Raw genomic sequence first — 23,809 nt, 5'->3', positions numbered from 1 at the left:
GCAGCCGGGTGAAGGCACTGCGGGCGGTGTTGCGGATTGTGCACTGCGGAATATCTGATTCGTGGTTGTTATACGCCAAGAATAAATTATTGACCATATTTTCCCAGCGTGTTACACAGCCACGACAGTCGCTGCCGGCGGCGGGCGAGGGGCGGGAATCCCGCGCGCCGCGGCACCAGAACAACTCAATCATCGACCGGGGAGAGGTTATGAGCAGCACCCGCAATTTGCGCAAGTCCGTACTCAGTATCGCGATGGGCATGTGCCTGACATCGCTGGCAGCCTCGCCGGTCTTCGCGCAGAGCGCCACTGGTGCCGTGGCCGGTCGCGCCAGCGCCGGCGACCAGGTGGTGCTGGTCAACAACGCCACCGGTGCCAGCCGCACGGTGACCGTTGGCGGTGACGGCAGCTATCGCGTCAGCCAACTGCCGGTGGGCGATTACAGCCTGCGGCTCAAGCGCGCAGGCGAGGACGTGGGCCAGGCACTGGCGGTGAACGTGTCGCTGGGTGGCACCACCACGGTCAATCTTGGCAATGAAGGCAACCTGACCAATCTGGATGCAGTGCAGGTGGTGGGCTCACGCGTGGTCAACCGCGTTGATGTCTATTCCACCGAGACTTCGACCAACATCAGCCGCGAAGAGCTGGCGCGGATGCCGGTCGACCAGAGCATTGGCGCGGTGGCGCTGCTTGCGCCCGGCGTGGTCGCATCGGGCGCCACCTTCGGGGGTTTGACCTTCGGTGGTTCGTCGGTGGCGGAAAACGCCGCGTACATCAATGGTCTGAATGTGACCGACCCCTATCGGCGCCAGGGCTTCTCGTCCGTGCCGTTCGCGTTCTACAAGGAATTCCAGGTCAAGACCGGCGGCTACTCGGCCGAGTTCGGCCGCAGCACGGGCGGCGTCATCAGTGCGGTGACCCGCTCCGGCGGCAACGAGTTCAAGGCAGGTATGGAAGTGACGCTGGAGCCGGCGGACTGGGCTTCGGAAAGAAAGGACCACTTCCACACCGACGGCACGCTGGACGAACGCAACCGCACCAGTCGCGACACCAGCCCGCTTTTCAAGACCAACGTGTGGGCGTCCGGGCCGATCGTGCAGGACAAGCTGTTCTTCTTCGCGATGTACGAAAAACGCGACAACAACTCCAAGGACTACGACGCCGCTGCCGCTTGGCTGACGCGCCGGGACAACGGTTTCTGGGGCGGCAAGCTGGACTGGCACATCAACGACGACCATCTGCTCGAGTTGCTGGCGTTTTCGGACAAGGCCGAATCGACGACTGACGTCTATCGCTACACCTGGGCTGCGGACACGTTGGACAGCCTGAAGGGCGACAGCATCGCGGACTCCGGCGGCAAAAACTGGTCGCTCACCTATACCGGCCATTTCGGCGACAACTTCACCGCCAAGGCGATGTACGGCGTGAACAAGCGCAGTGCCGCCAACAGCAGCACCCAGGACGCCGATTGCAGCATCGTGACGCGTTCGAGCACCTACACCAAGAAGTTCGGTGACGAAACCACGCCGGAAGGTTGCCACCCGACCGAAAGCAGCGTCGGCACGCGCTTTGACAAGCGCGAGGCGGCCCGGTTGGATTTCGAATGGGCGCTGGGCGACCACTTGTTGCGGTTCGGCGTGGACCGCGAGGTGATGGACTCAGCCAGTTCGGTGCGCTATCCGGGTGATGGCCGCAGCTACCAGGTGCAAGGCGCTACCGCCGGCAGCGCACTCAACGGCACCGTCATTCCCGCGGGCGCCACGGCGATCGTGGATGCACGCCGTTACCTCACGGGCACGCCGGTCACCACGGAGGCGGAAGCGCTTTACCTGGAAGACAACTGGAACGTGACCCCCAATCTGTTGTTGAGCCTGGGGCTGCGCGCCGACAAGTTCCACAACAAGTACGCCTCGGGCGTGACCTTTGCGAAGGCTGACTTCTCCGACATGCTTTCCCCGCGCCTGGGCTTCAGCTGGGATGTGATGGGCGATGGTTCGACCAAGGTGTTCGGCAACGCCGGCCGCTACTACCTGCCGCTGACCAACAAGCTGCCTGACTACTTCGCGGGCACCACCGACGAACACACCTACTACGTGCTTGAGGGCTGGCAACAGATGCAGCATCCGGTGGCGGGCACCTACCTGCTGCCGATCCTCGGCGCGCAGATCGGCGGCATCAATACCAGCGGCAACGTCCCCGCACCGCAGGACTTCCGCACCGCCGTGGCGCGGGACCTGAAGATGGTGTTCCAGGATGAGTTCATCCTCGGGTTCCAGCGCGCCATCAACCCGGCGTGGTCGTACGGCGTCAATGCCACCTACCGGCGGATGACGCGCTCGGTGGAAGACGTGCGCATCAATCATGTCGAAGGCTGCCCCTGGTACTCCGGCGACTGGCCGATCATCAACCCGGGCGAAACCACCACGTTGTGGTGCCCCACCACCAATGACTGGGTGACCTTCGACAGTTCGAAGGACGGCTACAAGGCATTGGGCAGCGGCGCGATCATGGGCTACAAGAAGCCCAAGCGCACCTACAAGGCGGTGGAGTTCCAGCTCGATCGTGCGTGGGACGACAAGTGGGCGTTCAACGCCAGCTACCTGTGGTCCCGCAGCGAGGGCAATATCGAAGGCCCGGTGAACTCCGATACCGGCTATGCCGACACCAACCTGGTGCAGTACTACGACCACCCGGCGGTGAACGAGCGTCACGGCGTGCTGTTCAACGACTTCCGCCACCAGATCAAGCTGCGCGGCAGCTTCAAGCTGAATGACATGTGGAGTTTCGGCGCCACGTTGGCCGCGCGTTCGGGTGGCCCGATCACCGCGTTCGGCGTGGTCTGGCCCAACGACAACCGGGCGGCGGGCGGTTCCGGCGAGTTCAGCGGCGGTGGCTCGGGTTGGCTGTGTGAGCAGTCCGCCAGCAACGACTGTTCCAAGTGGGCAACGCGCCAGCTGACCTATTCGGAGCGGGGGGCCTTTGGCCGCATGCCTTGGGTCACCGACCTGAACGCCAATGTGACGTGGACCCTGCCGGTGGAAGGCGTCGACCTCAAGGCGCGCTTCTCCGTCTACAACCTGCTCAACAACCAGACCGCCGTCAACGTGCATTCGCGCCACGAAAGCACCCCCGGCGTGGTGATGCCGTACTTCGGGCAGGCCACGGTCTGGCAGTCGCCGCGCTACATGAACCTGGTTGTGACCTACAACTTCTGATCCGTCGAGAACTGGTTGCTGTTCCCCTGGAGGCGGCCCTTTGCCGGGCCGCCCTTTTTTTTTGATCAGATGGAAGTGCGCTGGATGGACGCGATAACGGGCACCCTGGAGGGCGTGACACTGGCGGCATTGGCCGCGCGCGAGGGTACGCCGCTATACGTGTATTCGGCGCCGGCGATCCGTGAACGTGTTCGCGCGATGCGCGGTGCGCTGGCCGGACTGGATGCCGGCATCCGCTATGCGGTCAAGGCCAACGGCAACGGCGCGATCCTGCAGTTGCTCGCTGCCGAAGGCGCGGGCGCCGACATCGTCTCCGGTGGCGAGCTGGAACGCGCGCTGCGTGCCGGCATCGCCGCCGCCGACATCGTGTTCTCGGGGGTCGGCAAGACCGATGCCGAGATCGACGCAGCGCTGGCGGCGGGCATCGGCCGCTTCAACGTGGAGTCGCGCGCGGAGCTGGACGCCATCCAGCGCATCGCCGCCGCCCGCGGATGCATCGCGGTGGCCTCGGTGCGGATCAATCCCGACGTGGACGCGCTGACCCACGCCAAGATTTCCACCGGCAAGGCGGAGAACAAGTTCGGCGTCCCGACCGACGAAGCGCGGGCGTGGTTCGATGGCGCCGCGCAGTGGCCAAACGTGCGCCTGGACGGATTGCACATGCATATTGGTTCGCAGCTGTTGAGCCTGCAGCCGGTGCGCGAGGCGCTGCAGCGGATGGCCGCGTTCTGGCGTGAGTTGGCAGCCGCCGGCCATGCCATCGCCAGCATCGATGTCGGGGGTGGCCTCGGCGTGCGCTACCGCGATGGCGAAGTGGCGCCGGATGCGGCCGAGTACGCGGCCGCGATCCGCGAGGCGCTGGCTGGGTTCACTGGCCGCATCTTGGTGGAGCCCGGCCGCTGGCTGGTGGCGGAAGCCGGACTGCTGCTGACCCGCGTGGTGCTGGAAAAACAGGGCCGCGCGCGTCGCTTCCTGATGCTGGACGCTGGCATGAACGACCTGCTGCGGCCCAGCCTGTACGAGGCTTGGCACGACATCGTGCGGGTCGGTGGCGACGCCGGTCGCGAGCAGGTGGCCTACGACGTGGTCGGGCCAGTCTGCGAGACCGGGGACACCTTCGCCCAGCAACGCGAGATGCCGCACTGCGAGGCCGGCGACCTGGTCGCCATCCTCGGCGCGGGAGCCTATGGCGCGTCGATGGCATCGACCTACAATTCGCGCCCGCTGGCGGCGGAAGTGCTGGTTGAGGACGGCCGTTACGCGTTGATCCGCAAGCGCCAGGACTTCGATGCGATGATCGCCGACGAACGCCCCGCGAACGAATGGAAAAGCGCATGAAGCCCGCCCTTGTCCTGTTGCTGGCCCTGCTGCTGCCGGCCGCCGCATCCGCCGCAGCGCCGGCAGGGCCGGGCCCGCAGGCCATCGACGCCAGCGTGCGTCAGCTCATCGCCCGCTATCGCCTGCCGGGTATCGCGGTGGGCGTGATCGAAGACGGCAAGGTGGTCTTCGCCCGCGGCTACGGCGAAACCGTGCATGGCAGCGGTGATCCGGTGACGGAGAAGACCCTGTTCAAGATCGCCTCCAACAGCAAGGCGATGACGGCCGCAGTGCTGGCGCGGCTGGTGCAGCAGGGCAGGTTGCAGTGGGACGACCCAGTGGTGAAGCACCTGCCGGCATTCGCCATGCACGACCCATGGGTGACCGCGCACATGACGGTCAGCGACCTGCTGGTGCACAACAGCGGCCTGCCCGAAGGTGGCGGCGACCTGATGCTGTGGCCCGAGCCCAATCTGTTCGATCGCGATGACATCGTGCGCGGGCTGCGCCACATCAAGCCGGCCTACGGGTTCCGCGCCGGCTATGCCTACGACAACCTGCTGTACGTGGTGGCCGGGCAAGTGGCTGCCGCGGCAGGCGGCGCATCCTACGAAGAGCTGGTGCGGCGCGAGCTGTTCGCGCCGCTGGGACTGCAAGGCTGCCGCGTCGGCGAGTTCGCGCTGAAGGATGCCGGCAGCGTGGCGCAGCCGCACGGGCGCGATGGCGATGCGATCGTGCGCACCCGCGGCGATGCCGATATCGTCCCGGCGATTGCCTCCGCGCCCGCCGGCGGCATTCGCTGCACGCTGGACGACATGCTGGTCTGGGCCAACAGCTGGCTGGCGCCTACGGACGCGCAGAAGGTGTGGCTGGGCGACGCGCAGCGCGCCGAGATGTGGAAGGCGCGCACTCCTATGCCGATCTCCCGGCTCAAGCGGCAGTGGGACGACACCCATTACTACGCCTATGCCTATGGCTTCCGCCTGGCCGACGTGGACGGCGAGTGGACGGTCTCGCACACCGGCACGCTGGGCGGCATGTACTCGATGATGATGCTGTTGCCGGACCGCAAGTCCGGCTTCGTGTTCATGATCAACGGCGACGGCGGCAGTGCCCGCACCGTGCTGGGCACCGCGCTGCTGAAGCTGTTCACCGCCCCGGAAAAGTCCCTGGGCGTGGCCGGCTATGCCGACGCGCTGGCCACGCCGCCGCCGGCCGCGGCGCCGAAGCCTGCCTTACCGGATATCGCCCGGCGCCAGCCGGTCTCAGCGAGCGAACTGCGCGAATGGCTGGGCGTCTGGCGCGACCCGTGGTTCGGCGAAGTGCGGATCTGCGCGGTCGGCGAAGGCGTGGAGTGGCGCGCGGCCAAGTCGCCGAAGATGCACGGCCGGATCAGCCGCCTGGACGGCCGCCACCTGCTGGTCTGGGACGACGAGGCGGTGGACGAGAATGCCTGGCTGGCGTTCTCTCGCGAGGACGGCAAGGCCCGCCTGCGCATGGCCAAGCTCAATCCCGATGGTGATTTCAGTTCCGACTACGAGGACCTGGCCTTCGTGCGGGAGCGCGGCTGTGAGTAGGGCATTTCTGCTGGCGGCGCTGCTGGCCTGCGTCGCGCCGCTGCATGCCGGCGAAGCGCCGGTGCTGTCGCCCGCGCGCAGCATGGACGAGGCCGGCTTGGTGGACATCCGCACGCTGGTGCCGGACCTGTCGCAGGAGATCCGCTACGCCGGCAGCCACAACTTCGTCGGCGTGCCCATCGACGGCTATCTGGCGCCGCGCTGCTGGCTCAAGCCCGAGGCGGCGCAGGCGCTGGCGCGGGTGGAGGCGACGCTGCGCAAACGGCACCAGCGCCTGCGCGTGTACGACTGCTACCGCCCGGCACGCGCGGTGGCGCAGTTCGTGCGCTGGATGGACGACCCCACCGATCTCCGCACCAAGGCCGAGTTCTACCCCGACCTCCACAAGCCGCAGCTGCGCGGCGTCTACATCGCCCCGGTCTCCGGGCACAGCCGCGGCGGCACCGTCGACCTGACCCTGCTGCAGTGCGATGCCCAGGGCGCGGCCTGCACGCCGCTGGACATGGGCACCGCCTTCGACTTCTTCGGCACCCGCGCGAATACCGACAGTCCCGAGGCCAGCGCCGCCCAGCGCGCCAACCGCCACCGGCTGCGCGATGCGATGGCTGCCGAAGGTTTCGTCAACCTGCCCGAGGAGTGGTGGCATTTCCGCCTCGATCCAGAACCTTCTCCCGACCGGTATTACGACGTGCCCGTGACCGCGCCCCCGACCCGCGACGCCGCCATCGATGCGCTGATGCAACGCTATGAGGGTGAAGCCCCCGGCGCTTCCCTGCTGGTGCTGAAGGACGGCGCGGCGGTGGTGGCGCGCGGTTACGGCCGCGCCGACCTGGCGCGCGACATCGAAGCCGGTCCGGCCACCGCCTACCGGCTGGCCTCGATCAGCAAGCAGTTCACCGCCGCCGCCATCCTGCTGCTGGCGCAGGACGGCAGGCTGTCCATCGACGATCCGGCGCGCAAGTGGCTGCCGACGCTGCCGGACGCCGCCGCCGCGATCACCTTGCGCCAGTTGCTGACCCACACCTCCGGGCTGGTGGACTACGAAGACCTGATGCAGGAGCCGTACGAGGGGCAGATCCGCGACGCTGGGGTGCTGGCGTTGCTGGAAAAGGAAAGCCGCCTGTACTTCGCACCGGGCAGCGCCTATCGCTACAGCAACGGCGGCTACGCGCTGCTGGCGCTGGTCGTGGAGCGTGCGTCGGGCATGGCCTACCCGGACTTCCTGCGCAGCCGCATTTTCCAGCCGCTGGGCATGCACGGCAGCCTGGCCTATGTGGCCGGCGGGCCGGAGGTGCCGCACCGGGCCTTCGGCCACAGCGAGATCGACGGCCGTTGGCAGCGCACCGACCAGAGTTCGACCAGCGCGGTGCTGGGCGATGGCGGCATCTACTCGAGCATCGACGACCTGGCGCGCTGGGACGCGGCGCTGTACGACGACCGCCTGTTGTCGGACGCCTCGCGCGCGCTGGCGTTCGCCCCGCACGTGAAGGTGGTGGGCGAGGGCTTCGACGCGCACTACGGTTTCGGCTGGCGCATCACCGGCGACACCCTGTGGCATTCCGGTGAAACCATCGGCTTCCGCAACGTCATCGTGCGCTGGCCGGCGCGGCAGCTCACCGTGGTGCTGTTGACGAATCGCAACGATCCCGAGCCGTACAGGACCGCGCTGGAGATCGGCGCGCTGTTCCTGCGCGATTGAGCGGGCGCGCCCGCCTGCGCTTCAACGCAGACGGAACACCGCCACTACCCGAACGGTGAGCGGTGGCTGGTGGAGGCTCACGGCGAGGTTTTGCCGCTGCCTGCGTGCGTCAGCCCCAGCGTGCCGTCCGCGTGCACGATGAAACGCCCCACCACTATCTTGCCGGTCTGCTCCAGCAGGCGAAGGTTGACGGTCTGCTCGTGCGCGCCGGCGGTGCCGAAGCCGGTCTGCAGGCTCAGGTTCAGGGTGGCGCCGCGGGTCAGCTTCGCCAGCCGGCTGCCGTAGTAGTTCACCGCCACCTCGTAGATGCCGGGTTTGGGGTTGCGCAGGATGAACTCTTCGGGGCCGTAGCCGGCGGTGAAGTCGCGCGAGATGGTGCCGCCCTGGTAGCTGAGGCGATGGCTGTAATAAACCTCCTCGCCATTCGGATCGGTCACGTGCAGGTCGATGTCGGTGTCGTCGAGGTCCCAGCGCAGCACGGCGCGCAGGCCCACCGGCAGAGGCTGCGCTAGCAGGTCGCCAGCGGTCGTGATCGTCGCAGCAGGGCAGCGTGTACGCAGGTCGTTGCGCTCTGCCAGCGCAATCACCCCGATGTCCGCGAAGCGCGGCGACCACGGCGCATCCACCACGTGGTCCAGCAAGGCCAGCGCTTCGGCGCAGGTTGCCGGCGCACGCAGTGCCAACGCCAGGTCGCGGAATGACTGCGGTTCGTCCGGGGCGAGCTCGCGCAGCTTGCGCAGCAGTGCAATGGCGGTTTCCTGCAGGCCAGCTTCCTGCAGCCGGTAAGCCACCACGCAGACTGGCGGGGTCGTTCGGCATCAGCTCCACAAGGTTGCTGAGCACCCGCCAACCGCGCTCGGCATCGCCCAGCTCGACGTCCCCGCAGGCCAAGAAGACTTGGGCAAGGCCTTCCCGGGGCCGCCCTCCTTGTTCACCGCTATCGCCGCAGCAGGCGCAATGTTGGGCCATGCCACCGGCGGTTCGTCAAGCAAGGCGGCCCTGCGCGCGGGGAGTTGGCAGCGCGCGGCGGCATCCGTATAATCGCCATTCCCTCATGGGGCCATAGCTCAGCTGGGAGAGCGCGTCGTTCGCAATGACGAGGTCGGGAGTTCGATCCTCCCTGGCTCCACCAAATCCAAGCCCCAGCCGTCCGCGGCTGGGGCTTTTGGTTTTCGGCCCCGCGATGCTCCCAGCGGCCTAGGCGGGAGACCGGCGGGTTCGCTCAGGGCCGCAGAACCGACGCGCCCGCGCGCAGCGCCGGGTGGTCGGCCTTGGGGCGGTCGAGGTGGTAGCCCTGGACCATGTCCACGCCCATTTCGCGGAGCATCAGCAGGGTCTTGCCGTCTTCCACGAACTCGGCAACGGCTTGCTTCCCCATGCCGTGTGCAACCTCGATGATGGCGCGCACGAACACCTGGTTGTCGCGTTCCAGCGGCAGGTCGCGGATGAACATGCCGTCGATCTTGAGGATGTCGGCCTGCAGGTGCTTGAGGTAGGCGAACGACGCGAACCCGGTGCCGAAATCGTCCAGGCAGATCGGGCATCCGGTGCGGCGCAGCGCGGCGATGAAGCGCGCGGCATCGCCCATGTCGGACACCGCCGAAGTCTCGGTCAGCTCCACCAGCAGCCGCTTGGGCGAGACGTGCTGCCGCTGCAGCTGCGCGCTGATGTAGGCGGGCACGTCGGGATCGTCGAAGGAGCGGCCGGAGATGTTGATGGCCATCGCCGGCAGGTGCGGATGGGCGGCCAGCAGGCGGATCGCCTCGTTCACCACCCAGCGGTCGATTTCGAGGATCTTGCCGCTCTTCTCGGCCTGGTCGATGAACTGCCCGGGCAGGATCAGCTGGCCCGGCGCGGTCTCGTCCTCCATCCGGATCAGCGCTTCCAGATGGGCGAGGTGGCCGTTGCCGGCGCGATAGACGCCCTGGAAGTGCAGCTGCAGGTGGCCGTTCTCCAGCGCCCGCGCGATGCGGTCGTTCCAGGCCAGCCGGGTTGCCATCTCGCGCGAGGTGTCGCGGTCGAGGCGATACACCTTCCAGCGGTTCTTGCCGGTGTGCTTGGCCTGGTACATGGCGGCATCCGCGTGCGCGACCAGCTCTTCGGCGTTGCCGGCATGGGTGGGGTAGTGCGCGATGCCCAGGCTGGTGGTCATGCGCACGGTCTGGTCCTGCATCGCCATCGGCGTCTGCGAGATGCGCCGCACGATCCGCTCGGCCAGGTGCTCGGCATCGTCCTGGCTGGCATGCGGCATCAGCACGGCGAACTCGTCGCCGCCGAGGCGGAACAGGATGTCGCCCTCGCGAACGAGGGTGCGCAGCTCGATCGCAGCCCGATTCAGCACCGCATCGCCGGCGCGATGGCCGAAGGTATCGTTGACGTACTTGAATTCGTCCAGGTCGAAGAACAGCAGCGCCGCCTGGGCCGGGATGCGCTCGGTGTCGTGGAAGAAACGCGTCAGCTCGTCACCGAAGCGGTGGCGGTTGTAGAGGTTGGTCAGCGCGTCATGTTCGGCCAGGCGCACCAGCTGCGCCGCGGTCTGGCGTTCGCGGGTCACGTCCTCCTGCACCCACAGGTGGCCGATGAAATGACCATGGCCGTCGTGCACCGGGTAGGAATCGTGGGTGATCACGCGATCGTCCAACAGCCGGATCTCCAGCTGCCGGGGCCGCTCCTGGTGGGTCAGGGAATCCTCCAGCTGTGGCAGCACCGCTTCTGGGGTCGTCATCCGCCGCTTGGCGATCTCCAGCGCTTCGCGGGTGTTGCGGCCGACCACCGTGGTGCCCTCGGGCAGCTCCCAGATCGACAGGAACGCCTCGTTGCAATAGGTGATGTGGTTGCCGTTGCCAACGAACACGATGCCCAGGTTCATCGCGCCCAGCAGCGCCAGCAGGCGCGCGCGTTCTTCCTCTAGCCGGGTCATGAACTGGCGGCGTTCGTCGATCTCGGTCTGCAGCGCCTGTGCGTGCGCGAACTGCATTGCGCGCTGCTGGATCAATTCCTCCACCATGTCGTCGAAGGCATCGGCCAGCCTGCCGAGTTCGTCGCGGCTGCCCATGGCGATGGGCTGCGGATCGCGGCCCTGGCCCAGTTCGTCGACCGCCACCGCCAGCCGCTTCAGCGGGATTGCGAACAACCGGCGCACGCGCCGCCGCAGCATCCACATCGCCGGCAGCAGGCCGGCAATGCCGATGCAGAACAGCGCGGCCGTGCCCCACATCAGCAGGTTGTTGATCCGCGCCTGCGGCAGCAGGTAGATCTGGAACCAGCCCGGCCCGTGGATCTTCGACCACGCCACCCATTGGCTGCCGTCCGGGGTGCGGCTGGCGCCGCTGTTGGTGCCGGCCTTGACGACCATGCGCTGCACCTGCTCCAGCACCGGGTCGTCGAGGCTGGCGATCTTGAGCTGGCCATCGGCGGCGGCGATGCGTCGGGCCAGCTGCGGGTGTGCGATCAGCTCGCCTTCGGCGCTCATGACCAGCTGGGTGCCTTCGTCAGCGTGGCTGGCGGCGCTCCGGTCGATCAGCGTCTGCACCGAGACGTCGTGTCCCAGCGTGCCCACCCACTGGCCCTGCCAGTCCAGCGGCTTGATCACCGAGACCATCCAGGTGGCCGCTTGTTTGTCGAAGTAGACCGGCGTCCAGAACACTTTGCGCTGCGGGTTGCGGCGCGGCTCCGAGCCTTGCATGGTCGGATAGCCGGTATTGGTGGCGGCAGCATCGGCGCCGCTGCCCCAGTCCACCCCGCGGGCGTAGACCATCAGCCCGTCTTCGACGAAATCCATGTAGACCGAGAAGAACGGCGGTGCCAGCGCCGGGCCCTGCTCGCGCAACAGGTCGTAGGCGACCACGGCGCGCAGGCGCGCGGAGTCGCCCAGCCCCTGCGGCGGCTGGTGCAGATACAAGGTGGGCGCGCGCTGCACATCCACCAGCTCCGGGCGCAGCCGCCACAGGCCGTCGGCGCTGCGCGCGAACAGCGCATCGAAGCGCGCCAGGGTGGCATCGCGGTCGGCCTGCGTAAGCCGCAGCAGCAGTTCCCCCCGCAGCCGCTGCACGCTCTGCTCGGCCTGCAGGAACAAGCCCTCGCTGGCATTCGCGCGCAGCTCCACCGCGTGCCGGGCAACCATCGGCACCAGCCTGTCGGCCGTCATCCGCATCGCCAGGTACCCCAGCGCGGACAGCAGCAGCAGTAGGGCGAGAAACAATCCCCAGATGCTCAGGGACAGCCGTTGGATCAGCGATGTGCGCGGCCGGTTGTGCAGCACGTAGGGTCTCGTCGAGGGAATGAAGCGTTGCCCAGCCGGGGTGGAGCAAGCCACCATGACCGGGTCTTCATACTAGACGTGCCCTGCGCTGGCAACCGGCCGCGCGCGATGAAGTCCCGGCCCTCGCTAGCCGGCCGGTGCGCGTTGCCGTGCGGGATCGGTTTGCATGTGGAAATCGTGCAGATATTTCTCACCCTCGTCGTCGAGGATGGTGACCACCGTCTTCAGTTCCGGGTACTGCGCCATGATGCGGCGCGCCGCCAGCACATGAGCGCCGGAACTGGGGCCGCACAGCAGGCCGCGCTCGCGTGCCAGCGCGTACATCTGCGCCACCGCATCCTCGCTGGAGATGCTGATGGTGGCATCCACCAGCTCACGATGACGGGCATAGATGGCGGGAATGAAACCGTCGGAGATGCCCTCGATCTTGTGCAACGCCACCTCGCCGCAAAGGATGGTGCGCGATTCCGAAGGTTCCATCGCAAACAGGCGTACGTTCGGATTCACCGCGCGCAGCGCCTGGCCGACGCCGATCAACGTGCCGCCGGTGCCGACCCCGTGCACGAACGCATCCGGCACCCGCCCGCCCAGCTGGGCAAGGATTTCCTGGCCCAGCCAGCTGCGGTTCTCGTCCACGTTCCATTCGTTCTCGAACTGGCCGGGGAAGAAGTAGCCGGGCTGCTGGCCGAGTTCGCGCGCACGTTCCAGCGCGGCATTGACGTGGAAGTTGCCGCAGAACAGCACTTCGGCGCCGAACGCGCGGGAAATCGCCACCCGCTCGCTGGACAGGCCTTCCGGCATCACCACCAGCATCCGGTAGCCTTTGACCGCGGCCACCATCGAGAAGGCGTTGCCGGTATTGCCGCTGGTAGCCTCCACGATGGTGTCGCCGGGCCTGAGCAGGCCTTCCTGTTCGGCGCGTTCGACGATGTAGCGGGCGATGCGCGCCTTGATCGAGCCGGACGGATTCAGGAATTCGCACTTGGCGAGCACGCCGTCGATATCCAGCAGCGGGGTATCGCCGATGGCGTCGAGGATGCTGCTGGCAATGCCGGGATGGCGGGTGGACACGGGATTGCTCCGCTGCGGGGTGGCCTGCAGTCTGCACCGGCGCCGGTCGCCGCCCCATGATGCAGGTCAACGGTGCGCAGGAACGCGAAACGCCCCTTGCGGGGCGTCTGCGGAGGTAGCCGTCAGGGCCGAACCGGCGTGGTTCAGCGGTGGCGGTAGGTGATCCGACCCTTGGTCAGGTCGTAGGGGGTCATTTCGACCTTGACCCGGTCGCCGGTCAGAATGCGGATGTAGTTCTTGCGCATGCGGCCGGAGATGTGGGCGATGATCTCGTGGCCGTTCTCCAGCTTCACCCGGAACATGGTGTTCGGAAGGGTTTCGGAGATCGTGCCTTCGAATTCGATGACGTCGTCTTTCGCCATGTGTCTGCCGGAGCGTGTCCTGTATCTGGGGAGGGCGCCATGAATACGGGGCCCGAAAGTCCGACATTCTGCCACGTCGGGCCGGGTCTTGCAAAAAACCCGTTAATCGTTCAGGCGGAGGCAAGCGCAGAAGCCGGCCATTGGCCGAAGCGTTCCTGCCAATTTCCCGGCGTGGCGGGAAGGTCACGCAGGCGGGCAAGGGCGGCCAGATAGTTCGCGCGCGGCCAGATTTCCACACCCAGCCGGCGGGTGTGCGGATTGGGCACCTGCGCATCCAGCAGCGGCCAGCCCCAATCGCGCAGCCGCCGCGCCAGCGCCGCCAGCGCCAGCGAGGATGCGCCGGATTCCACCGAATACATGCTGTCGCCGCAGAACATGTGCCCGAACGACAGCCCGAACAGTCCGCCGATCAGCCGGTCTTCGGCATCGAACACTTCGATGCTGTGGGCGTGGCCGAGTCGGTGCAGGGCTAGGTAGGCCGCCTGCATGTCGGCGGTGATCCAGGTGCCGCCGCCTTGTCCCGCGCGCGGCGCCGCGCAGCCGGCGACGACCTGCGTGAAGGCGCTGTCGGCGCGCACCGTCCAGCCGCTGTTGCGCAGCCGCCGGCACAGGCGCGAAGGCAGGTGCACGCCGTCGCTGCGGAACACCGCCCGCTGCGACGGGCTCCACCACAGGATCGGCTCGCCCTCGGAGAACCACGGGAAGATGCCGCTGCGGTAGGCATTGAGGAAGCGCGTGGGCGACAGGTCGCCGCCGAAGGCGAGCAGTCCATCGGGGTCGGCCAGCGCCAACTCGACCGGGGGGAACCGCGAGGCCGGCTCCGCGTCCAGTTCGAACAGCTGCAGGCTCATGCCGGTGCACCGTCGCGGAACGGCGAATGTGCCTGCAATTGCTGCAGGTGCTGCCGCACCTCGTGGCGTTCTTGCGCGCACCGCTCACCCAGGGCGCGGGCAAAGCGCGGATCGACGATGCAGTGGCGGCTGCGCACCAGGGTTGGCAGGAAGCCGCGGGCGATCTTGTGGCGGCCCTGCGCGCCTGGTTCGAAGTGGGTCAGGCCTTCGCGCAGGCAGTAGTCGATGCCCTGGTAGTAGCAGGTTTCGAAATGCAGGCCGGGGTGCTGTTCCGCGGCGCCCCAGTAGCGTCCGTACAGGGTGTTTCCGCCACGCAGGCAGAGCGCACCGGCGATCGCCGCGCCGCCGCGTTCGGCCAGCACGATGACCAGCTGGCGGTGCATCGTTCGCGCGAGATGGCGCAGGAATTCCAGCGTTAGCGCCGGCGAATTGCCGTAGTCGGCGAAGGTCTGCAGGTAGAAGCGGTGCATCGCGGCAAGATCGTCGTCCGCAGCTTCTTCGCCATGGACGATGCGGAAGGAAATCCCGGCCTCGCGCACCTTGCGGCGTTCCTGGCGGATGTTCTTGCGGTGCTTGCGGTCCATGGCGTCGAGGCAGTGCTCGAACGTGGCCCAGCCGGCGTCGTTGCGCCAGTGGTACTGGATGTCCTCGCGCAGCAGCCAGCGGTCGTCCTGCGGGTGGCCGTCGAACGCCGCCTCGTCGGCGTCATCGTGGAAGTTGACGTGCGCCGAAGACAGGCCGTTCTGCCCGATGAAGCCGGCAATCGCATCGAGCAGCCGGCGCTTCGCCGCCTCGTCTCGGGCCAGCAGCCGCGGGCCGGTCACGGGTGAGTAGGGCACCGCGCCCAGCCACTTCGGGTAGTAGTGCAATCCATGCTGCGCATAGGCCTGTGCCCAGGCCTGATCGAACACGAACTCGCCGTGCGAGTTGGTCTTCAGGTAGCCGGGTGCCGCGGCGACCAGCGTCTCGCTTTCCCACAGGCCCACGTGGCAGGGCGACCAGCCCCAGTCCGGGCGCAGGCAGCCGGTGGCTTCCAGCCCGCACAGGAAGTCATGCGCGACGAAGGGGTTGCGGCCGTCGTGCAGCGCGTCCCAGGCAGCGGCTGGGAGCTCGGACATGGTGCGGTGGAGGCGGATTGCAGGCATTGGCGAAGACCAGCGCGGCTCCCATCCATGGCTCGGTTCGGCCAGGCCATCCATGGCCGGGCGCCCGCAGCCGCGCGGATTGCCGGCAGGACAATCCGCAAGGGTGATCACTCGTCGTCGAGGAACTTCTCGGCGTCGAGCGCGGCCATGCAGCCGAAGCCGGCCGAGGTGATGGCCTGGCGATAGACCTGGTCGGCCACGTCGCCGGCGGCGAACACGCCCGGCACGCTGGTCTGGGTGGCGTTGCCGTCCAGCCCGGTGTGGATCTTCAGGTAGCCGTTCTTCATCTCCAGCTGGCCTTCGAACAGCGAGGTGTTGGGGCTGTGGCCGATGGCGACGAAGAAACCCTGCACGTCGATGTCGCGGCTGCTGCCGTCCTGCACCGATTTCAGGCGCATGCCGGTGACGCCGGCGTCGTTGCCCAACACCTCGTCCACGGTGTGGTGCCAGACGGTTTCGATCTTGCCGGCGGCGACCTTGGCGAACAGCTTGTCCTGCATGATCTTTTCCGCGCGCAGGGTGTCGCGGCGGTGCACCAGGTAGACCTTGCGGGCGATGTTGGACAGGTACAGCGCCTCTTCGACCGCGGTATTGCCGCCGCCGATTACCGCCACATCCTGGTCCTTGTAGAAGAAGCCGTCGCAGGTGGCGCAGGCGGAGACGCCGCGGCCCTTGAATGCTTCTTCGGACGGAATGCCGAGGTATTTGGCGGTGGCGCCGGTGGCGATGATGAGGGCGTCGCAGGTGTACTCGCCGGAATCGCCCACCAGCCGGAACGGCCGTTTGGAAAGATCGGCGGTGTGGATATGGTCGAACACGGTTTCGGTGTCGAAGCGCTCGGCGTGCGCCTGCAGGCGGGTCATCAGGTCCGGCCCCATCAGGCCGTGGGCGTCGCCCGGCCAGTTGTCCACTTCGGTGGTGGTCATCAGCTGGCCGCCCATCTGCAGTCCGGTGATCACCACCGGCTTGAGGTTGGCGCGGGCGGCGTAGACGGCAGCGGTCCAGCCGGCGGGGCCGGAACCGAGGATCAGGAGGCGGGTGTGCTTGGTCGTGGTCATGGCTTGAAGCGGTTTCCCTATAATCGGCTGGAGTCGCGCAGGGCGTCGTTCGTCACTAGCTTGGCGGCGCCGGAGTCGCGACACAAGCGGCGACGGCCGGAACGCTGTCGTGCGAACGGCGGCCCCATGATCGCCCAGGAGCGAAGCAATGCGCATTGGTGTACCCAGGGAAACCAAGACCCTCGAAGGGCGCGTCGCGCTCGTGCCCGCCGCCGCCGGCGACCTGGTCAAGCGCGGCCACGAGGTCTGGCTGGAGGCCGACGCCGGCACCAGCAGCGGCTTCTCCGACGAGCAGTACGCCCGCCTCGGCGTCAACATCGCCGCCGACGCCGCCGCGCTGTACGAGAAGGGCGAGCTGATCGTGAAGGTCAAGGAGCCAATCGACGGCGACCTCGCGCTGCTGCGCAAGGACCATCTGCTGTTCTGCTACCTGCACCTGGCCGCCGAACCCGCCTTGACCCGCCGCCTGCTGGAGATCGGCCTGACCGGCGTCGCCTTCGAAACGGTGGAGCTGCCCAACGGCGACCTGCCGCTGCTGGCGCCGATGTCGGTGATCGCCGGCAAGCTGGCGGTGCAGGTGGGCACCCACCTGCTGCACCAGCCGCTGGGCGGCAAGGGCAAGCTGCTGGGCGGGCTCCCGGCCACCGAGCGCGGCCGGGTGGTGGTGTTCGGCGCCGGCAAGGCCGGCGGCACCGCCGCCGCGCTGGCCGCCGCGGAAGGCGCCAACGTCACCGTGTTCGAAATGCGCCCCGACCGCATGGACGACATGATGCGGCTGGGCCACAACGTCACCGCGCTGTATCCCTACCACGACGTGGTGGCGCGCGAAGTGGCCGCCGCCGACCTGGTGATCGGCGCGGTGCTGGTCACCGGCGCCCGTGCGCCGCACGTGATGACCCGGGAGATGCTGGCCGGCATGGAGGCGGGCAGCGTGGTGGTGGACATCGCCATCGACCAGGGCGGCTGTTTCGAAACCTCGCGCCCGACCAGCTGGAAAGATCCGACCTACGTGCAGGACGGGGTGACCCACTTCTGCGTGACCAACATGCCGGGTGCGGTGCCGCAGACCTCCTCGCAGGCGATCTGCGCGGCAATCCTGCCGTGGGTCAACCGCCTCGCCAGCGACGCCGGCTGGCGCAGCGATCCGGCGCTGGCCAAGGGCATCAACGTGGACGCCGGGAAGATCGTACATCCGGCGCTGCGGGACATGGGTCTTTGACGTATTATCAAAGGCCTATGGGGATTTCCTGAGGTCTGATCGCAGGTGGCGAAAGCGGTATCCGAGGTCGGCGGCGGCCGTAAAGCGGCGGCGAAAACGGGCAGCGCGCGCGCGGCGGAAAGCCCGCGCCGGCAGCGCCTGTGGCGCGATCTCGCCCTGATCGTGGTCGCGCCGCTGCTGCTGTACCTGCTGGCCTGCCTGTTCACCTATTCGCCGGCCGACCCCGGATGGGATCGTGATTCCAGCCTGCTGACGCCCATCCACAACGTCGGTGGCCTGGCCGGCGCATGGATCGCCAGCTTTCTGCTGTTCCTGTGTGGCTACGTCGCCTTCCTGCTGCCTTTGGTGCTGGGCGCGATCGCGTGGATCGCACTGTTCGGCATGGATACGGACGGCGATGGCGAAGCCGACCTGGGGCCGGCGCTGCGGCTGGTCGGCATCGTCGGTTTCCTGGTCGCGGCCTGCGGGCTGCTGTACCTGCGGGTCGGCGGCGGCAACGATTTTTCCGCCGGCAGCGGCGGCATCCTCGGCGAGCTGACCGGGCGGTCGCTGCAGCGCGGCTTCGGCCCGCTGGGTTCCAACCTGTTCCTGATCAGCCTGTTCCTGATCTCGGTGACCCTGGCCACCGGGCTGTCCTGGTTGGCGGTGATGGACCGCATCGGCGCTTGGGTGCTGGCCTTGCCGGGGCTGCTGGATCGTGGTGCGCGGCAGGGGGTGAGGCAGGCCAGTGAGTGGAACGAGGCGCGCGCGCTGCGCGAGGAGCGCGGAGTGGCGCGTAAGGCCGACAGCGAAATCCGCCTGCGCCGCGAAAAGGTCAAGATCGAGCCGCCGGCCGCGCCCGCCGTGGAAAAAAGCGAACGCGCCAAGCGCGAACAGCAGATCCCGCTGTTCCACGCCGACGACGGTTCCGGCATCCCGCCGTTGGCGCTGCTGGACGACCCCAAGCCGCAGCCCAAGGGCTACGACGCGCAGACGCTGGAAACGCTGTCGCGGCAGATCGAATTCAAGCTCAAGGACTTCCGCATCGATGCCGAGGTGGTGGGTGCCTATCCGGGCCCGGTGATCACCCGCTTCGAGGTGCAGCCGGCGCCGGGCGTGAAGGTCAGCCAGATCAGTTCGCTCGACAAGGACATAGCCCGCGGCCTGTCGGTGAAATCGGTGCGCGTGGTCGACGTGATCCCCGGCAAGTCGGTGATCGGCCTGGAAACGCCGAACACCCATCGCGAGATGATTTACCTGTCCGAGCTGCTGCGCTCGAAAGAATACGACAAGGCCGGCAGCCCGCTGACCCTGGCGCTGGGCAAGGACATCGCCGGCAAGCCGATCGTGGCCGACCTGGCGCGCATGCCGCACCTGCTGGTGGCCGGCACCACCGGTTCCGGCAAGTCGGTGGCGGTCAACGCGATGGTGCTGTCGCTGCTCTACAAGGCCTCCGCCAAGGATGTGCGGATGCTGATGATCGACCCGAAGATGCTGGAGCTGTCGGTCTACCAGGGCATCCCGCACCTGCTGGCGCCGGTGGTCACCGACATGAAGGAGGCCGCCAACGGCCTGCGCTGGTGCGTGGCGGAGATGGAGCGCCGCTACAAGCTGATGAGCGCGGTGGGCGTGCGCAACCTGGCCGGCTTCAACAAGAAGGTGAAGGACGCCGCCGACGCCGGCCAGCCCCTGCTGGACCCGCTGTTCAAGCCCACGCCCGGCATGGACGAGGCGCCGCCGACGCTGGAGCCGCTGCCCTTCATCGTCGTGTTCATTGACGAATTCGCCGACATGATGATGATCGTCGGCAAGAAGGTCGAGGAACTCATCGCGCGGCTGGCGCAGAAGGCGCGCGCCGCCGGCATCCACCTGATCCTGGCCACGCAGCGGCCGTCGGTGGACGTCATCACCGGCCTGATCAAGGCCAACATCCCCACCCGCGTCGCGTTCCAGGTGTCGAGCAAGATCGACTCGCGCACCATCCTCGACCAGAGCGGCGCGGAAACCCTTCTTGGCCATGGCGACATGCTCTACCTGCCGCCGGGCACCGCGATGCCGGAGCGCGTGCACGGCGCGTTCGTGTCCGACGAGGAAGTGCATCGCGTGGTCCAACACCTCAAGCAAGTCGGCGGCCCGGACTACATCGAAGGCGTGCTGGAAGAGGCGCAGACCCTGTACGACGGCAGCAGCGTGGGCGCCAATGGCCTGCCGGAGGCGGCGGCGAGCGACGACCCGGAAGCCGACCCGCTGTATGACCAGGCCGTGCAGATCGTCACCGAAACCCGCCGCGCCTCGATTTCCGGCGTCCAGCGCCGGCTGAAGATCGGCTACAACCGCGCCGCGCGGCTGGTCGAGGCGATGGAAGCGGCCGGCATCGTCAGCACGCCCGAGCACAACGGCGATCGCACGGTGCTGGCGCCGCCGCCGCCGCGGGCCTGAATCCGCGGCAACGCGCGGTCACTCGCAGGTTTGATCTGGCGCCGGTCATCGCGGCGCATTCAGCTTCCCTGCGGGACACTGCACCGCATCCAAGTCAGGAGAATTTCCGATGCGCATCGCCCCCACCGTGTTGTCTGCCGCACTGCTGCTGGCCAGCAACTTTGCCGTCGCCGGTGCGCGCGAGGATCTGGCCGTCTTCACCAAAGGCCTGAAGGGGCTGGACGGGCAGTTCAGCCAGCAGGTGTTCGACGTGCGCGGCAAGCAGAAGGAAGCTTCGAGCGGCCGCGTGGCGGTGTCCGCGCCGCGCCTGTTCCGCTGGGAGTACACCAAGCCATATGCGCAGCTGGTGGTGGCCGACGGCAAGACCGTGTGGGTGGTCGACCCCGACCTGAACCAGGCCACCCGCCGCCCGCAGGGCCCGGAAGAGGCCAACAGCCCGCTGGCGATCCTGCTGGAACCGGCGCGGCTGGAGCGCGATTTCGCGGTCAAGGACGGCGGCAGTCGCGATGGCGTTGCCTGGCTGGAAGTGGCGCCGCGCTCGACCGACGCCAGCTTCAAGACCGCGCGCCTGGGCTTCGCCGGCAGCAAGCTGGCGCGGCTGGAATACGTGGATGCGCTGGGCCAGCGCACCGTGATCGCGTTTTCCGGCTGGAAGCGCAACCCGGCCTTCGCCAAGGGCACCTTTGCCTATGCGCCGGGCAAGGGCGTGGACGTGATCGGCAATTGAGCCTGCAGCGCGGCGGGTAGAATCCGCCCATGTCGCGTCCGCGCCCGCCTGATCCCATTCCCGACCTGCTGGCCGCCCAGAACGAGGCGCTGCGCCCGCTCGCCGAGCGCATGCGCCCGCGCACGCTGGACGAGATGGTCGGCCAGCAGCGCCTGCTTGCGCCCGGTTCCGCGCTGCGTCGCGCCATCCAGGCCGGGCGCATGCATTCGATGATCCTGTGGGGGCCGCCGGGTTGCGGCAAGACCACGCTGGCGCTGCTGCTGGCGCAGCATGCCGACGCCGAGTTCGTGGCGATCTCGGCGGTGCTGTCGGGCCTGCCGCAGGTACGCGAGGTGCTGGCGCAGGCGCAGGCGCGCTTCGACGCCGGCCGCCGCACCCTGCTGTTCGTGGACGAGGTGCATCGTTTCAATAAGGTGCAGCAGGACGCGTTCCTGCCGCATATCGAGCGCGGCACCATCCTGTTCGTCGGTGCCACCACCGAGAATCCCTCGTTTGAACTGAACTCCGCGCTGCTGTCGCGCTGCCGCGTGCACGTACTGGAAGCGGTGTCGGCGCCGGACATCGCGCGTGCGCTGCGGCAGGCGTTGGATGACGACGAGCGCGGTTTGGGCGGGCGTGGCCTGCGCATCGACGATGTGGCGTTGGGTGAAATCGCCGCGGCTGCCGACGGTGACGTGCGCCGCGCGCTGACTCTGCTGGAGATCGCCGCGGATATCGCGGAAGGCGAGGGTGGCACCATCACGGAAGCGACCCTGCACCAGGTGCTGGCCGACCGTACCCGCCGCTTCGACAAGGGCGGCGACCAGTTCTACGACCAGATCTCCGCACTGCACAAGTCGGTGCGCAGCTCCAATCCGGACGGGGCGATCTACTGGCTGGCGCGCATGTTGGACGGCGGCTGCGATCCGTCCTACCTGCTGCGCCGGCTGACCATCATGGCGGTGGAGGACATCGGCCTGGCCGATCCACGCGCGCTGGAGATGGCGCTGAACGTCTGGAACGCCTACGACCGCATCGGCCCGCCGGAAGGCGACATCGCGCTGTCCAACCTCGCCATCTACCTGGCCAGCACCGCCAAGTCCAACGCCAGCTACATGGCGCTGAAGGCCGCGCGCGCGGACATCGCCGCGCTGGGCACGCAGCCGGTGCCGATGCACCTGCGCAATGCGCCGACGCGATTGATGAAATCGCTGGGCCACGGCAGCGGCTACCAGTACGACCACGATGCGGAGGGTGGCATCGCGCTGGACCAGACCGCCTTCCCCGACGGCATGGGCGAACGCATCTATTACCACCCGGTGGCGCGCGGGCTGGAGATCAAGCTCAAGGAAAAGCTCGACGCCCTGCGCGCGGCGCGCGCCCGCGCTCGCGGCGAGCGCGGCGGCTAGGCATACTGCACGGACGGGAGATGGCATCCTCCCCGAACCGCCGTCCCGGCTGATGATGCCTGCCAACCCATGACCGGGCGGCAGGCGCGCGCTCCGGTTGCACGAAGGAGCGAACGATGGCGACGATCTGGTGGCAGCAACTGATCCTGGTGATGTGCGGCGGCGCGGTGGGCGCGGCCGGGCGCTTCTGGCTGGGTGGCGCGCTGTTGCGTCGGCTGGGCGAGGGTTTCCCGTGGGGGACGCTGGCGGCCAACCTGATCGGCTCGTTCGCGATCGGCTTCCTCGCCGTGTGGTTGGAGGGACGCGGCCCGCAGGTGCTGTACTGGCGCGCCTTTCTCATCGTGGGTCTGTTGGGCGGCCTGACCACCTATTCCTCGCTGATGCTGGAATGCCTGCTGCTGGCGCGCTCGCCGCGCGCGGGCATGGCGCTGGTCTACCTCGGTACGACGCTGGCGGCGGGGCTGCTGCTGGTCTGGCTGGGAACGCGGTTGGCGGCAGGCATCCGTCCGCCGTTTCCGTTGGTGTGACGGCATCGCCGCGGTGCCTGCCGGCGCACAGGCACGGCAAGCGATGACTTCATGAAATGACTTTGATGAAAGTGCTTGCGCGAATGCGCCGGCTTCCCTACAATGCGCCACTCTGCTGCGGGGTGGAGCAGTCTGGCAGCTCGTCGGGCTCATAACCCGAAGGTCGCAGGTTCAAATCCTGCCCCCGCTACCAAGTTTCAGTGTTGCGTTTCGGCACTAGGCTCGGGCCGCGAAAGTCTCTCCAAGCTTTCGCAATCCAGCGTCATCGGAAAAGGGCCCAGAGGGCCCTTTTTTCGTTTCCGGGTGTTGGTTCCGCATTTCAGATTTCCGACAGGAAAGACGTGACAGACAAGGCCGACGACATCGCCGCGCTGCTTTCGCCCACCGTCGCATCGATGGGGCTGGAGTTGCTTGGCATCGAATACCTGCCCGCGCCGGGCGGCGCCACGGTGCGCCTGTATATCGACGTGCCGCAGGCGCAAGCCGAGGCCCGCAGCGTCGGCATCGAGGAATGCGAAGCGGTCAGCCGCGAGGTGTCCGCGCAACTCGACGTCGAAGATCCGATCAGCGGCAACTACACCCTGGAGGTGTCTTCGCCGGGGATCGACCGCCCGCTGTTCGGCGCGGCGCAGTTCGCCCGCTACGTCGGCGAGAGCGCCAAGGTCACCCTGAAGCTGCCGCAGGACGGCCGTCGCCGCCTGCAGGGCGCGATCCTGCGCGTGGACGGCGACACCGTGGTGTTCGACGTGGACGGCGCGGAATTCGCGACGGCCGCGGCCAACATCGAGAAGGCACGGCTGGTTCCCGACTGGGTGGCGCTGGGCCTGGCGCCGGCGCAGGACAAGTCCGGGCGCGACGCGCGGCCGGGCAAGCAGAAGCAGGGCAAGAATCAAGGCGCGGCGGGCAAGCCCGCGGCGAAGAAGAATCCAACCAACAAGGCGGCGGCCAGCGGGTCGCCTGATGCGGAGTAAGCG

17 protein-coding genes, 2 tRNA genes and 1 riboswitch are annotated in these 23,809 nt (G+C 67.7%); of the genes, 12 read left to right on the top strand and 7 right to left on the bottom strand.

The window, feature by feature from the left end:
- Window positions 1-209: 209 nt before the first annotated feature.
- From G582_RS0108125 to G582_RS18665, 4 genes are all read left to right on the top strand, one after another.
- On the top strand, window positions 210-3,215 hold the full coding sequence (locus G582_RS0108125; protein WP_028839409.1) for a TonB-dependent receptor: 3,006 nt from the start codon (window positions 210-212) through the stop codon (window positions 3,213-3,215).
- Window positions 3,216-3,299: 84 nt separating this feature from the next.
- On the top strand, window positions 3,300-4,553 hold the full coding sequence (gene lysA, locus G582_RS0108120) for a diaminopimelate decarboxylase (RefSeq protein WP_038053484.1): 1,254 nt from the start codon (window positions 3,300-3,302) through the stop codon (window positions 4,551-4,553).
- Window positions 4,550-6,109: a serine hydrolase gene (locus G582_RS0108115; RefSeq protein ID WP_248642729.1), complete on the top strand. Its 1,560-nt coding sequence runs from the start codon at window positions 4,550-4,552 to the stop codon at window positions 6,107-6,109. The genes lysA and G582_RS0108115 overlap by 4 nt, the downstream gene beginning before the upstream one ends.
- Window positions 6,048-7,808 (top strand): serine hydrolase, encoded by a 1,761-nt coding sequence (locus tag G582_RS18665; protein WP_083961094.1) that lies wholly within the window; start codon window positions 6,048-6,050, stop codon window positions 7,806-7,808. Before G582_RS0108115 ends, G582_RS18665 begins: the two co-directional genes overlap by 62 nt.
- A gap of 77 nt (window positions 7,809-7,885) precedes the next feature.
- Here G582_RS18665 and G582_RS0108100 read toward each other — a convergent pair whose 3' ends face one another.
- A complete protein-coding gene (locus G582_RS0108100; protein WP_169380596.1) occupies window positions 7,886-8,599 on the bottom strand; it encodes a YfaP family protein in 714 nt (237 codons plus the stop codon).
- 265 nt (window positions 8,600-8,864) lie between these two features.
- Between G582_RS0108100 and G582_RS0108095 the strand changes: the two genes are divergently transcribed.
- Window positions 8,865-8,940, top strand: a tRNA-Ala gene (locus G582_RS0108095).
- Between the two features lie 90 nt (window positions 8,941-9,030).
- Here G582_RS0108095 and G582_RS17225 read toward each other — a convergent pair.
- The 6 genes from G582_RS17225 to trxB all read right to left on the bottom strand — a co-directional run bounded on the left by G582_RS17225 (window position 9,031) and on the right by trxB (window position 16,556).
- Window positions 9,031-12,009 (bottom strand): bifunctional diguanylate cyclase/phosphodiesterase, encoded by a 2,979-nt coding sequence (locus tag G582_RS17225; protein ID WP_169380594.1) that lies wholly within the window; start codon window positions 12,007-12,009, stop codon window positions 9,031-9,033.
- A gap of 186 nt (window positions 12,010-12,195) precedes the next feature.
- Window positions 12,196-13,140, bottom strand: a complete 945-nt coding sequence (locus G582_RS16020; RefSeq protein WP_051247015.1) for a PLP-dependent cysteine synthase family protein — start codon at window positions 13,138-13,140, stop codon at window positions 12,196-12,198.
- A 143-nt stretch (window positions 13,141-13,283) separates the two neighbouring features.
- Entirely contained in the window at window positions 13,284-13,502 is a 219-nt protein-coding gene (infA, locus tag G582_RS0108080) for a translation initiation factor IF-1 (RefSeq protein WP_028839405.1), read from the bottom strand.
- 110 nt (window positions 13,503-13,612) lie between these two features.
- Window positions 13,613-14,353: a leucyl/phenylalanyl-tRNA--protein transferase gene (gene aat / locus G582_RS0108075; RefSeq protein ID WP_028839404.1), complete on the bottom strand. Its 741-nt coding sequence runs from the start codon at window positions 14,351-14,353 to the stop codon at window positions 13,613-13,615.
- Window positions 14,350-15,498: a GNAT family N-acetyltransferase gene (locus G582_RS0108070; RefSeq protein WP_028839403.1), complete on the bottom strand. Its 1,149-nt coding sequence runs from the start codon at window positions 15,496-15,498 to the stop codon at window positions 14,350-14,352. The genes aat and G582_RS0108070 overlap by 4 nt, the downstream gene beginning before the upstream one ends.
- Window positions 15,499-15,605: 107 nt before the next feature.
- A complete protein-coding gene (trxB, locus tag G582_RS0108065) occupies window positions 15,606-16,556 on the bottom strand; it encodes a thioredoxin-disulfide reductase (protein WP_028839402.1) in 951 nt (316 codons plus the stop codon).
- A gap of 148 nt (window positions 16,557-16,704) precedes the next feature.
- On the opposite strand from trxB, the gene ald reads away from it, so the two are divergent.
- The 7 genes from ald (at window position 16,705) to rimP (ending at window position 23,806) form a co-directional block, all read left to right on the top strand.
- Window positions 16,705-17,775, top strand: coding sequence for an alanine dehydrogenase (gene ald, locus G582_RS0108060; RefSeq protein WP_028839401.1), 1,071 nt, complete (start codon window positions 16,705-16,707; stop codon window positions 17,773-17,775).
- Between the two features lie 45 nt (window positions 17,776-17,820).
- Window positions 17,821-20,193 carry a DNA translocase FtsK gene (locus G582_RS0108055; protein WP_028839400.1) on the top strand — a complete coding sequence of 791 codons (2,373 nt, stop codon included), beginning with the start codon at window positions 17,821-17,823 and terminating at the stop codon, window positions 20,191-20,193.
- Window positions 20,194-20,302: 109 nt separating this feature from the next.
- The gene (gene lolA / locus G582_RS0108050) at window positions 20,303-20,920 is read left to right on the top strand and encodes an outer membrane lipoprotein periplasmic chaperone LolA (RefSeq protein WP_028839399.1); all 618 of its coding nucleotides are present in this window, start codon (window positions 20,303-20,305) and stop codon (window positions 20,918-20,920) included.
- A gap of 29 nt (window positions 20,921-20,949) precedes the next feature.
- On the top strand, window positions 20,950-22,308 hold the full coding sequence (locus G582_RS0108045) for a replication-associated recombination protein A (protein ID WP_028839398.1): 1,359 nt from the start codon (window positions 20,950-20,952) through the stop codon (window positions 22,306-22,308).
- A 7-nt stretch (window positions 22,309-22,315) separates the two neighbouring features.
- A riboswitch (Fluoride riboswitch) is annotated at window positions 22,316-22,377 on the top strand.
- A 47-nt stretch (window positions 22,378-22,424) separates the two neighbouring features.
- Window positions 22,425-22,835: a fluoride efflux transporter CrcB gene (gene crcB / locus G582_RS0108040; protein ID WP_028839397.1), complete on the top strand. Its 411-nt coding sequence runs from the start codon at window positions 22,425-22,427 to the stop codon at window positions 22,833-22,835.
- 116 nt (window positions 22,836-22,951) lie between these two features.
- A tRNA-Met gene (locus G582_RS0108035) sits at window positions 22,952-23,028 on the top strand.
- Between the two features lie 148 nt (window positions 23,029-23,176).
- Window positions 23,177-23,806, top strand: a complete 630-nt coding sequence (rimP, locus tag G582_RS0108030) for a ribosome maturation factor RimP (protein ID WP_028839396.1) — start codon at window positions 23,177-23,179, stop codon at window positions 23,804-23,806.
- Window positions 23,807-23,809 lie beyond the last annotated feature (3 nt).

The sequence above is a fragment of the Thermomonas fusca DSM 15424 genome (assembly GCF_000423885.1).
In the GTDB taxonomy this organism is placed as follows: domain Bacteria; phylum Pseudomonadota; class Gammaproteobacteria; order Xanthomonadales; family Xanthomonadaceae; genus Thermomonas; species Thermomonas fusca.
The sequence above is the reverse complement of the archived record's forward strand: the minus strand, read 5'-3'. Positions and strand labels throughout refer to the sequence as shown.